Raw genomic sequence first — 12,719 nt, forward strand, 5'->3', positions numbered from 1 at the left:
ATTTACTTGATAGAACCTGAGGTCATCCCTTGAACAAATTGCTTACGAACCAATAACATAAATACCACAGTAGGCAAAATGAAAAGTGTTCCAGCTGCTGCCATTTGGTTCCATATCACACCTTCTTCTCCAATGAAAAACTGTAGGGCAACTGGTAACGTAACTGCTTCCCGATTGGTCAGAATTAATGCAAACATGAATTCATTCCAAATAATAACGAAGCAAAATACAGAGGCTGTTATGATTCCAGGTTTGGCAAGAGGTAATAGAATACTCCATATAATCCTTAATCTGCTAGCGCCATCAATACTGGCTTGTTCTTCAATAGCTATAGGTATCCTGTCCATAAATCCTTTAATAAGCCATATTGCGTAGGGAATGGTATGGCCTAAGTTCACAATAATCAGACCTAAGGTTGTGTCTAAAAGACCCAAATTCCGAAACATGACGAAATAAGGAATGACATTAATGATTAATGGAATGAATTGAGTTGCCAATATACCAAACATAATTATTTGCTTTCCTGGGATATAGAATCTGGAAAGACTGTAAGAGGCTAATACACTAACCACTAATGTAATAAGTAATGTGACAACAACTACAATCGTACTGTTTGAATAGTACTTCCCTAAATCGAAGGAGGAACTGAAAACAGCCAGATAATTTTCTAATGTAGGTTGAAAAAATATACTGGTAGTAAAAACTTCCTCATAAGGTTTAAACGAAGTAAGGAAGATCCAAAATATCGGTACAAAAAGGAAAAGTACGATCAAAAGCACACTTATATTCTCCAGAATAGAAGGAAAGATCTTTCTTATACTTCTACGGTTTTCTGCCTTTTTTGGTTGTTTCTCTAGATTCATTTGGGAATTCATTAGTTCCACTGGTCTCCTTTCACAAGCCTTCTCATATAAACAATAACGACTACCATCGTTATTCCGGCTAAGATATATCCCAATGCTGCAGAATAACCCAAATTAAAGAATTGGAATCCAGTTTTATAAATGAAGAAATTTAGAACAGAGGTTGAAGCTCCAGGTCCTCCTTGTGTAAGTGTAACTATTGGATCAAATGCTTTTAATGTAAACATTGTAGTCAGGATCGTTGCAATAAGAATGATCGGTTGTAACATAGGTAACGTAATACGGAAAAAAGTTTGCATCGAGGAAGCTCCATCCACTTTTGCTGCTTCAAATACTTCCTTTGGCATCCCCATCAATGCACTGATGAACATCAGGCTGATAAAAGGCATGAATATCCACACCACTACAGATACAAGAGCAACCATGGCTGTTGCTTCGTGCGATAACCAAATCACATCAGACAAGGCTGGTATGAAAAAACCTATTATTCTATCAAACAAACCATAATCTGGATTGAGCATGAACCGCCAGGAATAGCCGATTAAAGCTGGACTGACTGCAAATGGAATGATTAATACAGCCCGGATAAACGATAAATGTTTTTTTTCTTTACTGAGTAATAAACCCACAAGTATACTTAATACAATCGTTGTAATGACAGTACTTCCTGTAAAAATAAGGGTTGCCTTTAACGTATTCCAAAACTGATAATCGGAAAAAGCGTTTAAATAATTATTAATACCAACGAACGGACCCATTTCAGCGGTCTCTTTTAAGTCCCAATCATGGAGACTGATCCAAAATGACCTCACAAGAGGATAAAATGTGGTCAACGCTAACAAAATAAAAGCGGGGATCAGTAAGATATATTTAAATAACTTGTTTTTCAACGTCACTCCCCCTATGTTTATTAATTAAGATTTGGAAGAGTAAAACCTTCCAAATCCCAATTAATAATAAACTTTTCAATCACCATTATTCATAATAGCCTTGTTCTTTCATCAATTCTTCAATTCTTTGTGCAGCTTGATCCAAGGTAGGCTTAACCTCTTTACCTGTGGCCATCTCGTTCATGGCCGTGCTAAGAATATCAGCCACTTGTGGCCATTCCGGGATGGTAGGAAATGTTTTAGCGCTTTGGAAATTTTTAAGACCTACATTATAAAAGTTGTCGGAAAGCTCGTTTAATTTTTCATCTTTTAAGTTAGCTTTCTGTGTAACAACAATGGAATGTTGTTCAGCTGGAGACTCATTCGTTAGAGTGTCCATCACAATATCTTTTTCCATTTCAGGTTCCGCCAGCCATTTAAGGTACTCCCAAGCAGCATCTTTGTTTTGAGATCCTTTGGTCATTGCCATTGGAAAAGAACTAACGTTTGAAACACTTTCTTTTCCGTCCCATTTAGGAACTTGAGCAAAACCTACATTATCCGCCAATTCTGAACCATCACTATTGAAACCACTGTATGCCCACCACCAGCCTATCCACATAGCTGATTTACCATTTTGGAAATTAGTTCTAGCGTCTTGTTCTCCAAATGTTTTTGAACCGGCTGGAGCGATCGTATCTAAAAGACTAATGTAACGTTCTGTTGCTTCGACCCCGTTCTTATTGTTAAATACGGGTTTCATATTTTCGTCAAATATCTCCCCTCCATTACTCCATAAATAAGAAGTCCACATATAGAGGTTTTGTCCATTATTCCCTGCGCCGTAATACGGAACAATTCCTGATAGATCTGTATTGTCCTGGACTTTTTGTCCAGCTGAAACTAGTTCTTCCCATGTTTCCGGGCTATCGATGTTTAATTCTTCAAATATATCTTTGCGGTAAAACAGCATTTGAACATGTGATCTTACTGGTAAACTATATACTTTATCATCATAGGTCGATAGATTAAGAACAGCTTCCGGCCATCGGTTGAACTCAAAATCGTCTTCTTCCGCATATTCATTAAGGGGTTCAAGAAACTGTTGAATAGAAGGGCCCATAGTGTCCAGGTATGCGACAACATCATACGCGCCGCTACCTGAGATACCAGCTGTAGTTATATCTTCCAACAAATTTTCGTAGGGTACTATAATATACTCCACTTCAATGCCTGTCTCTTTTGTAAACTCTTCGGTCCTTGCTTGCCAGGCATTAAATTGTCCAACTTCTCCTGCTGAAAGAAGGACAGAAATCTTATTATCATCAGAGCTTCCTCCACTGCTTGAAGAACTGCAACCCGCTATCAAAAAGGAAAGAATTAAAAGCATACTGATTATCGTCGAGACATTTTTCCTTTTAATCATTCCATCAACCCTTTCTAAAGGTTTATTACGTTCATCCTATAGGGACCACGGTAGTTTAGCCGTTATTTTTGAATAAAAGACAAACTCATAGGCTCTCACATACCACCACCTAAATTTTACCGAATACGTATTCTATAAATGGATTCGATAGTGCTTCAATCTTTTCATTTATCACTAATCTTAGTGAGAGGTTAAAGAATTTCTCAATTGATAAAAGTCATTCAAGTAATATTTTTCATACATGTGAGCTGCATTCATTAATACATCTTCTTGGTAATGGTTTGATATAAGCTGCAGACCAACAGGCATCGAGTCATTAGTTATACCACAAGGAAGAGACAGGGCTGGGTGACCGGTTATATCAAATAAACACGTGTACCGAATCATACAATCCCCTACTTTTTCTTTTGAATAACCAAAATCCACTTCACTCTCGCCAAGCTTTGTCGTTGGCACAGGGAGAGTGGGGGTAGCGATTACATCGATACTCTCGTATAATTCACTTACTTTATGACTCATTATCTCCCGTTTTTTTAAAGCTTCAATATACTCAAAAGAAGAGATGGACCGGCTCTTATCAAACGTTTCTTTGGCACCCTCCCCGTAGAGATCAAGCGACGTTTTTATTAACTCATTATGTGTATAACCGACTTCTGCAGTGGCAATTGTAGTGGCGATGTCTATTGATTCCGTAGCAAACGGCATATCTACCGCAACAAGTTCAGCTCCTATTCTTTCATAATCTTTAAGAGCTTTATGATATAACGTTCGTATTTCTTCATTTAACCCTTCATTAAAATGCTGATTAGGAACTCCGATTTTTAATCCTTTTATGCCTTCCTTTCCTGACTTCTTATAAGGCCTTTTAGTAAGCGCCTCCATAACAATATTTAAGTCACTTACGGTTTTTGTGATCGGTCCAACGTGGTCGAGTGTCCATGACAGCGGCATTACTCCATTCATTGGAATCAGGTTATATGTCGGCTTTAAACCGATCACACCACAACAAGCTGCCGGGACGCGAATCGATCCTGCTGTATCCGTACCTATCGATGCCATACTAAGGTTCGCTACTACAGCTGCTGCAGACCCTCCACTGGAACCACCAGCCATATAATCTGTATTCCACGGGTTTTTAACTGGGCCGTAGAAAGGGTTGTCAGAAGTAATTCCAAATCCATATTCATACATATTGTTTTTCCCGAGATTTAAAGCACCGGTTTCTTTTAATACCTTTACTACGTTTGCATCCTCAGTCGCGATACGATTTTTGTGAATGAGGGAACCATTCGTCGTTCTAATTCCTTCTGTATCAATAGAATCCTTATAAGAGATGGGGACTGCTTGAAGAATACCTTGTTCCCCTCTATTATTCATCATGGTAGCTTCGATTCGTTTGGCTTCACTCAAAGCGCTCTCTTCACAAATAGTAATAAAAGCGTTGTATTCAGCGTTATAGATTCTACATTGATCTAAGTGTTTATTGGTTATCTCTACCGGCGAATACTCCTGGTTCTTGTAACCCTTAACCAATTCTTCAATCGTCATATTTGCCACATCCATCCACGCTCCAGTTAAACTTTTCCTATTCTTTATGGAAGGCGTACTAAAAGGCCTCTATTCATGAACCAACTTGTCCTGTGTCACAATGACAAGTTCAATCGTAATTTTCCTTTGTTTGAACTGCCTTTTCCAATGCAGCCATAATGAAAGAATTAGCTACGACTCCCATATAAGAAGCTCCTTTCAAGTAACCTTCTTTTATTCCTTTTTCATTACCTGATACTGCGCCCATTCGTACCCCGTTCTTCTTTCCTTTTTCAAACAACTCTTCCATAACTTCTTGCACATGTGGATGTGTTATATCTCCTGCATAACCCATGTTAACCGATAAATCGGTCGAACCGATAAAGGCTATATCGATACCGGGTACGTCCATAATCTCCAAAAAATTTTGTACAGCTTTTTCCGTTTCGATATGGACTGCGATTAATACTTCATCGTTTGTTCTCTCTATATATTCTTTGCCTTTATCCTTACCAAACTTAGCAGGACGGATAGAAAATGCTGTCCCTCTGTTCCCCAGTGGCGGGAATTTCACCTTCTTGACGACTTCTTCCGCTTCTTCTTTACTGTTGACCATAGGAACTTGAATACCTTTTGCCCCTCGATCCAGAGCTTTTTGAATACTTGAGGGATTGTAGGAAACGCGGACAACAGGAGTCAAATTCACAACTTCTGCAGCCCTGATCATGTGTTCCAATTCGGAAGAACTGAAGCTTCCATGCTCATCATCAATGATCAGAAAATCAAAGCCAGCGTATCCTATCATTTCCACCAGGGAAGGAGCATACATGTTAATAAAGGCTCCCATAACTCTTTCGTCATTGTTAATTTTGTCCTTTATGTGATTACTCATGGTATAGTTAACTCCTTTTTAAAAAAGCAAATACGTACCAGCTAACATTGGAGCCAATATTGAAGGACAGCTGAGACCGCTTCTGGTTGCTCCATGCTACTTAAATGACCACAATGATCAATCGTTACAAGCTTCGAATTCTTTATATTCTCAGCCAGTTCCACATGCATATCCATTGTGCATACTGTGTCATTTTCTCCTGTCATCACAAGTGTTGGACACCCTATTTTGTTCAATGCCGCGCGCCCATCCGGTTTACTTATTAATGCTCTCATTTGCCGAACCATTGCAGACTTTCCAATGTTGTCTGCCATTTTTACTATCTCAGAAGTCAGTTCCTCATTTTTTTGACTGTCAGGATGAATCAATACGGGCAACAAGTAATCCTTTGTGATTTGCCTGAACTCCCCACTTTCAGCCATGTCTATGAACTTCTCCCAGGTTTCCGCTTGTTCTTCCCGGGGAGATCGCGGGTTTGTATCCAGTAAGGCAAGCTTTAGAACTCTTTCCGGAGCCTGCTTCACAATTTCTAACGCTACGATGCCCCCTAAAGACAAACCAGCAAGTGCAAAACGCTCGGGTGCTTCCTTCAGTACTCTACGGGCCATATCTTCAATAGAATCATCTTCCGTTAACATGACTACGGATACGTCCGCTAAGCTGGAGAGATTTTCAACTTGGTGCTGCCATAACCTTTTATCACAAAGGGTACCAGGTAATAAAATAAGTGGAGGCTTATTCATCTCGTTCAACCTTTCCATGTACAATTAAAAATGACTAGCCAAAATTAAACCCTACCATTTTCAAGTTCAGCATTTCTTCAACGGAGTATTTGATGCCCTCTTTACCTATCCCGCTATTTTTCACACCTCCATAAGGCATGTGATCCACACGGAAGGAAGGAATATCGTTGATCAATACCCCACCGACTTCCATTCGTTCCGCAGCATCAAACGCTTTTTCCATTGAAGTGGTAAACACACCTGCATGTAATCCATACGATGAATCGTTTATCATCGTAACTGCTTCCTCCCACTCCTGGTATGGTTGGATCGTCACAATTGGGGCAAATGCTTCATCTGAATTTATGGACAGATTGGATGAAGCTTCCGTAATAATAGTAGGTTCGAATAAGGAGCCTTCTCTCGTACCACCGCAAAGAATCTTCGCATTTGAAGTTTTTGCTTCTTCTATCCATTGCTCTATTCTTTCCGCTTCATTAAAATGGATCATCGCAGAAATATCGGTATTTTCATCTCTAGGATCACCTGTCACCAATTTTTTCGTTTGCTCCACAAATTTCGAGACAAACTCATCATAAAGCCTCTGCTGAACATAAATGCGTTGGATAGAAATACAAACCTGGCCGGCAAAAGCAAAAGATCCTACCACACTTTTTGCTACAACCTCATCCAAATCATCCGTGCTATCTACAATTAAACCTGAATTGGAGCCAAGTTCTAATGTTACTTTCTTTAATCCTGCTTTTGCCTTTATACCAAGTCCTACTTCTAAACTACCTGTGAATGTAACCATATTCACCCGGGGATCTTGTACAAGAATATCTCCTATCATACTCCCGCGTCCTGTCACCACATTCAAAACACCTGGAGGTAAACCAGCTTCTTCGAAAATTTCTGCTGTTAGTAATGCAGAGAGAGGAGTCTGATAGGCTGGTTTCAACACTACAGAATTACCACTTGCGATGGCTGGTCCCAATTTATGGGCAACAAGATTAAATGGAAAATTGAATGGGGTAATAGCAGCGATGATCCCCAAAGGTTCTTTTCTCGTATAAGCGAGTCGCCCCGCTCCGGAGGCTGCTGCATCCATCGGAATCGTTTCCCCATGAACCCGTTTTGCTTCCTCTGCGGCAAACTTATACGTTTCTATCGTTCTCCGTATTTCTCCCCTTGCTGATTTAATAGGCTTGGCATTTTCCAGTGTCAGTATTTGGGCGCATTCTTCCAACCTCTCTTCAAAAATAGCCGAAGCTTTTTCAAGAATTTTTGAACGTTCAAGGGAAGTCAAGTTTTTGATTTTTTCTTTTCCTCTTTCTGCACTCACTAATGCTTCTTCCACCTCTTGTGGCGTAGTAAGAGAAACTTCCGTAATAAAATCACCATTATAAGGAGATTTCAACTCATAATAGTCGCTCCCCTCTTGCCATTTTCCGTTAATGTACAGTTTGGCCTGTCGTTCTTTCAACATTCTGTACCTCCTCCCTTCTCATTTGTGGCAAACCATGATAGGCATTTTGATAAATTTTAGTTATCTTATCCTTTGATAAGTTAAATGGAGTATTGGATAAGAGTCTCTCCACCTTCGATGCCTGATCGGCCAGCAAATTCAAGGAAGCTTCTTCTACACCCAGTTCTGATAGAGAACTAGGTAAGTCTAACTGGTCCAGTAGCTCATACAAATAACCAACTACTTCATCCAGAGCTTCATGGGGGTTTTCATCATAATCTCCCAGTTGAAGAAACTTTGCTATTTGAACCATTTCTGTAGCACAAGTCTTCCCTGTCACTTCCAATACATAGGGTAAAAGCAGCGCGTTCGCTACCCCATGTTCAATTTTATATTTTCCACCTAAAGGGTAAGCCAGCGCATGCACAGCACCTACCCCTGCATTTGCCAGCGAAATCCCCCCGAATAAACTGACCAGGCTCATCCCTTCTCTGGCTTTTAAATCCTTATCGCCATTATGCACGGCCCTGTGGATGTTCGGTCCAAATAATTTCATCGCTTTTTCCGCATACATCTTTGTTAATGGATTTGCTTTTACAGCAACATAGGACTCAATAGCATGAGTAAAAGCATCTACTCCGGATGATGCTGTAACTCTTGGCGGACAGGATATGGTCAATTCAGGGTCGACAATGGAGACGTCCGGTAAAAGAGAAGCACTGACGATGCCACGCTTTAATTGTTCTTCTTCATCTCCAAATATAGCATTCATCGTAACTTCCGAGCCTGTACCAGACGTGGTAGGGAGAAGAATACTAGGAACTGTTCTGGACTCGATTGTTAACTCACCGTTCAAGTATGGGGTGATATTTTCCTTATCCATTAAGGCAGCGGTTGCTTTCGCTACATCTAAAGCACTGCCTCCCCCGATTCCGATAATGAGATCACACGCTTCCATTTTCATTTTCTCTACAACTTCACCCACAAGCTTAAACGTCGGTTCCCCCTGGATATCCGTAAATGTGACGATAGAATCTGGAACTTGATCAATAGAGTCTACTAATCTATCCACCAGGCCTGCCTTCTCCAACCCTCTATCACTAATGACCCCTACTTTTTCAGGATGAAATTTTTCGACTTCCTCTGCCAATGTCAAGAAGGAACCTGCTCCCGTTCGAAGTACTTTGGGCATATGAAAATCAAACACATTTTGAAGTGTCAAGGTATCTCCTCCTCCTTCCTATCATTTGAGTTATCGTTTCAAAACCGCAAAGGTAAACGCTTACTTTTTACCCATTCGAAGTTTCTCAGCCATTTGTTTTTCTAATTCTTTAAAGTTTTCCGGTGGAATCATTTTACCTTTTTCATCTGCATTAAAGTTATGTTCGGCCGCTCTTTTAACTATCTGCGGTGCCCACTTGGGATCCCGTTTATCAAAAACTTCATGTTGTTCCAAAACAGCAAAGCACCATGCATCTTCATCACTGATATTCTCAAAACCTCTATAAAGGTGGGGAGGCAAAGATATAAGATCCCATGGTCCAATAATGGTTTCCCCTTCAATCTCATCCGGGCTGTTCCCCCAATAGAAGCGCCAATCTCCTGTAAGAGGAAGGAAAGCTTCAATATAATCGTGCGTATGGTAAGCCGGACCGTTTCCTGGCGGGGCTTTCACCATCCCAATCTGAAAACCATGTGGTTCCGTAATGATCGGGTTATATTCTGGATTTTCGCTTGCGGTATCCCCAACTAATGCATAATTGAGACGCTGATGACCTGGTAAAATGCTGTCAATAAACATTAAAGGAATGCCTCTTTCCTTCATTTCGTCGAACCGTACAATCCAGTTGTTTTCCATTTCTTCATTTGTAATGTTAGTTTTTTTGGTATCTTCCATCATAATTCCCCTTCCGATTTTTGGAATACGTATTCGATAAAAACTAAAAAAATATTCTTTTTCCCATTACCATACCGTCCAGCCGCCATCGACACGGATCGTATGTCCTGTAACCATGCTTGAAGAATCTGATGCTAAAAAGAGTACAGAACCATATAAATCTTCCGTCTTTGCTAACCTGCCTAATGGAATTCGATTAAGAATTTCCTGTTTGAAACGATCATCTTCAAACATAGGTCTTGTCATATCCGTTTCAATAAACGTTGGGGCTATCGCATTTACATTGATTTGGTCCTGCGCCCATTCAATGGCAAGGGATTTCGTCAACTGCGTAACCCCTCCCTTGCTGGCACTATAAGCGGTTCTTTTAAAATAGCCGACGAAGGCCATTTGAGATGACATATTTATGATTTTTCCATATTGCTGTTCTCTCATATAATGTCCTACTTCTTTAGATAAGAAGAAAACGCTTTTCAAGTTAATATCCATCACTTTATCCCAGTCGTCCTCTGTCACACTTTCTGCTTCTTTTGGAATATTCAATCCTGCATTATTGATTAGAATATCAAGGTGCCCAAAATAATCTATTACTCTCTTTACTATTGTCGGAATGTCATGGATGACTGACAAATCAAAAGGCAGAATGAATGCATCTTTCCCCAATGCCTTTATTTCAGCTGCAACATTCTCCAGTTCTTCTTTGTTTCTTGCTACGAGGGCGAGATCCGCACCAGCACGGGCTAGAAGTTTTGCGATATCTTTGCCGATTCCTTTACTCGCCCCTGTCACCATCGCAACCTTACCATCCAACTTGAATAGATGCTCAGGTTCCATCCTCTATTCCCTCCCTCCTGAAGTTACTTTTTATTTGGTGCAGAAGTGGTCTTACGGACAATTAATTCAGGCTTCAAAGATAATTGAATGGATAGAGCATCTGATTCTGTTTTTTCAATCAAAGATATCAGTTTCTTGAGAGCAAGTTCTGCCATATTTTCTTTTTGTTGTGAAACAGTTGTGAGACCAATGTATGCGTTTGCAGATATACTCATATTGTCAAATCCAACGACTGATAATTCTTGAGGAATACTAATCTTTCTACTAGCAGCCGCGTCCATGACAGCCAGAGCCATCTGATCAGATGTGGCAAAAAAACTAGTCGGCCGATCAGGGGAGCTAAGTAAATTGTAAGAAAAATCGTAAACTTTCCTGTAATCATATTCCCCATCATAAACATGATCTGTGTTAAGGACCAATCCGTGTTTCTCAAGAGCTTCCCGGTAACCTAAATAACGTTCATAGGTTGTTAAATATTTTGTAGGTCCTGCAATAAATGCAATGTTTTGATGCCCTAATCCGACTAAGTGATCGACAGCTAAAACGGCTCCTCTATAATTATCAAGGACTACGGAATTAGAAGAATCCCCTTCTACTCTACTGTTGTACAAAACAATTGGGAATCCGTTTTCATGCAATTTTTTTATTCTCATGCTTGACCTGCTGATAGAAGAAATGATAATCCCATCCACACGCTTAGAAATCAACGTTTGAATAGCATTCTCTAAATTTTCATCATCATGATCTGTGTTACTGATGATGACATCATACCCCTTCTCCTGAGCTTTTCCGATAATGATCTTAGCAGATTCTGCAAAAAAAGGATTGGATATATCACCTACAATCAACCCTAAGGTATTGGTTTTATTCGTAACCATGCTTCTGGCAACAGAATCCGGTGTGAATTTCAGCTCTTCAATGGCATCCGTAACTTTTTTTCTTGTGGATTCTTTTACCCCCGAATAGTTATTAAGTACTTTTGAAACAGTGGCTTGTGATACATTTGCGACACGCGCGATGTCATGAACTGTGAGCCTCATTTGGATAAAGTCCTTTCAACTAACAGCTATTTCCCATTCTCTCGGATAAAGCTGTAATGTTATAGAATACGTATTCGAAACAATTCCAAGTTTAAAAGAAGAATCCGTTTTTGTCAATGTATTCTGAAAATTTATTCTATTTTATTTATTTTTTCGACATCGATTTGGTTATATGACCTCTCTACAACACTGAACATATATGCGCCATTGCTGAAAATTTGGAAGAAAAAAAACCTCTCAATAGTTCTGTGAGCTAATGAGAGACTAACTAAAATAGGATACTCGGTTTTCCAATGCCCAATATATATGGTACCCCTATGTCCATACATCAGATAAAATATTCCAATGTAAACAAAAATAGCTGATCTTAATTTAGAGTCAGCCAAACATTCTTTCTGAATATCTTTTTTCATGAAGGGTGAATAACTGGATTAAAACCACCTAGTTCTACTGTTTCATTTTTACCATCTACGGTTACTAAGAAAAAATCTTCTTTGTCAGTACAGGCTATTTCTTGAACAGTCAATCCTTTACTTGAGTAAAAGCTTATAATTTCATTCCGTACTACTTCAGAAATTTTTACATCATTATCTCCCAGAAGATCACTAATATTTAAGTTTGATGGAGTTTCCTTAACAGAAGAATTTGTTTCAGAGAGGGAGACTTCTCGTTGATTATATATCCCTTGTAATAATTTGATAACTTCAGAAAAACCAAAAAATACTATCCCCCAGACTACACCGTTAATAAATAAAGTTAAACCGATAATACCTTGCAAGGCACCTAGAACCATAAACTCTTCATTTAACCCATAATATAACCCTGATAATATCCCCACCGTTATCGCAGAAATCCCAATGATATAAAGTGCCGAGGCTACAGTATTTTTTTCAATAATATCCCTCCTCTTAATATATGTATTTTATAATTCGTTATATAGAATTTTAATCCTTTTAAAAAAATACATGATTGGTTAAAAAATTGTTTTACGGGTAGAAATACAAATTTTCGATCAAGATAACCAGTTGGTATAAAGGTGACATTAATAAATGGATGGACAAGCAAGAATTTTTTAACACCCTGGCTCTTCCTCCAAAAAAATGATCATATGAAAAAACCCTTCAGGAAATAAATCCTGAAGGGTTGACGGTTGATGTGGCGGCGTCCTACTCTCACGGGGG

At 39.3% G+C, this 12,719-nt stretch carries 12 protein-coding genes; all 12 read right to left on the bottom strand.

Annotated features, from left to right (window positions below):
- Positions 1 to 2 precede the first annotated feature (2 nt).
- The 12 genes from BMZ58_RS12625 to BMZ58_RS12685 all read right to left on the bottom strand — a co-directional run bounded on the left by BMZ58_RS12625 (position 3) and on the right by BMZ58_RS12685 (position 12,331).
- Positions 3 to 779, bottom strand: coding sequence for a carbohydrate ABC transporter permease (locus BMZ58_RS12625; RefSeq protein ID WP_244151546.1), 777 nt, complete (start codon positions 777 to 779; stop codon positions 3 to 5).
- A 95-nt stretch (positions 780 to 874) separates the two neighbouring features.
- The gene (locus tag BMZ58_RS12630) at positions 875 to 1,753 is read right to left on the bottom strand and encodes a carbohydrate ABC transporter permease (RefSeq protein WP_075036910.1); all 879 of its coding nucleotides are present in this window, start codon (positions 1,751 to 1,753) and stop codon (positions 875 to 877) included.
- An 85-nt stretch (positions 1,754 to 1,838) separates the two neighbouring features.
- Positions 1,839 to 3,122, bottom strand: a complete 1,284-nt coding sequence (locus tag BMZ58_RS12635; protein WP_244151548.1) for an ABC transporter substrate-binding protein — start codon at positions 3,120 to 3,122, stop codon at positions 1,839 to 1,841.
- Positions 3,123 to 3,338: 216 nt separating this feature from the next.
- Positions 3,339 to 4,706, bottom strand: a complete 1,368-nt coding sequence (locus tag BMZ58_RS12640) for an amidase (protein WP_075036940.1) — start codon at positions 4,704 to 4,706, stop codon at positions 3,339 to 3,341.
- Positions 4,707 to 4,815: 109 nt separating this feature from the next.
- Entirely contained in the window at positions 4,816 to 5,577 is a 762-nt protein-coding gene (locus BMZ58_RS12645) for an HpcH/HpaI aldolase family protein (protein ID WP_075036912.1), read from the bottom strand.
- A gap of 41 nt (positions 5,578 to 5,618) precedes the next feature.
- Positions 5,619 to 6,320: an alpha/beta fold hydrolase gene (locus tag BMZ58_RS12650; RefSeq protein WP_075036913.1), complete on the bottom strand. Its 702-nt coding sequence runs from the start codon at positions 6,318 to 6,320 to the stop codon at positions 5,619 to 5,621.
- A gap of 34 nt (positions 6,321 to 6,354) precedes the next feature.
- Positions 6,355 to 7,788, bottom strand: a complete 1,434-nt coding sequence (locus tag BMZ58_RS12655) for an aldehyde dehydrogenase family protein (protein WP_075036914.1) — start codon at positions 7,786 to 7,788, stop codon at positions 6,355 to 6,357.
- A complete protein-coding gene (locus BMZ58_RS12660) occupies positions 7,754 to 8,989 on the bottom strand; it encodes an iron-containing alcohol dehydrogenase (RefSeq protein ID WP_075036915.1) in 1,236 nt (411 codons plus the stop codon). Before BMZ58_RS12660 ends, BMZ58_RS12655 begins: the two co-directional genes overlap by 35 nt.
- A gap of 60 nt (positions 8,990 to 9,049) precedes the next feature.
- Positions 9,050 to 9,664 carry a cupin domain-containing protein gene (locus tag BMZ58_RS12665; protein WP_075036916.1) on the bottom strand — a complete coding sequence of 205 codons (615 nt, stop codon included), beginning with the start codon at positions 9,662 to 9,664 and terminating at the stop codon, positions 9,050 to 9,052.
- Between the two features lie 66 nt (positions 9,665 to 9,730).
- Complete coding sequence (locus tag BMZ58_RS12670; protein WP_075036917.1) at positions 9,731 to 10,498, bottom strand: SDR family NAD(P)-dependent oxidoreductase; 768 nt, start codon at positions 10,496 to 10,498, stop codon at positions 9,731 to 9,733.
- Positions 10,499 to 10,521: 23 nt separating this feature from the next.
- The gene (locus BMZ58_RS12675) at positions 10,522 to 11,538 is read right to left on the bottom strand and encodes a LacI family DNA-binding transcriptional regulator (protein WP_075036918.1); all 1,017 of its coding nucleotides are present in this window, start codon (positions 11,536 to 11,538) and stop codon (positions 10,522 to 10,524) included.
- 409 nt (positions 11,539 to 11,947) lie between these two features.
- Positions 11,948 to 12,331, bottom strand: a complete 384-nt coding sequence (locus BMZ58_RS12685) for a hypothetical protein (protein WP_167360075.1) — start codon at positions 12,329 to 12,331, stop codon at positions 11,948 to 11,950.
- Positions 12,332 to 12,719: the final 388 nt, after the last annotated feature.

The organism is Halobacillus dabanensis (assembly GCF_900114165.1).
Lineage (GTDB): Bacteria > Bacillota > Bacilli > Bacillales > Halobacillaceae > Halobacillus > Halobacillus dabanensis.

Bases quoted from the DNA above. Each gene is read 5' to 3' on its own strand.
- BMZ58_RS12635 (WP_244151548.1), bottom strand. From the start codon at position 3,122: ATGCTTTTAATTCTTTCCTTTTTGATAGCGGGTTGCAGTTCTTCAAGC.
- BMZ58_RS12640 (WP_075036940.1), bottom strand. From the start codon at position 4,706: ATGACGATTGAAGAATTGGTTAAGGGTTACAAGAACCAGGAGTATTCG.
- BMZ58_RS12645 (WP_075036912.1), bottom strand. From the start codon at position 5,577: ATGAGTAATCACATAAAGGACAAAATTAACAATGACGAAAGAGTTATG.
- BMZ58_RS12650 (WP_075036913.1), bottom strand. From the start codon at position 6,320: ATGAATAAGCCTCCACTTATTTTATTACCTGGTACCCTTTGTGATAAA.
- BMZ58_RS12655 (WP_075036914.1), bottom strand. From the start codon at position 7,788: ATGTTGAAAGAACGACAGGCCAAACTGTACATTAACGGAAAATGGCAA.
- BMZ58_RS12665 (WP_075036916.1), bottom strand. From the start codon at position 9,664: ATGGAAGATACCAAAAAAACTAACATTACAAATGAAGAAATGGAAAAC.
- BMZ58_RS12670 (WP_075036917.1), bottom strand. From the start codon at position 10,498: ATGGAACCTGAGCATCTATTCAAGTTGGATGGTAAGGTTGCGATGGTG.
- BMZ58_RS12675 (WP_075036918.1), bottom strand. From the start codon at position 11,538: ATGAGGCTCACAGTTCATGACATCGCGCGTGTCGCAAATGTATCACAA.
- BMZ58_RS12685 (WP_167360075.1), bottom strand. From the start codon at position 12,331: ATGGTTCTAGGTGCCTTGCAAGGTATTATCGGTTTAACTTTATTTATT.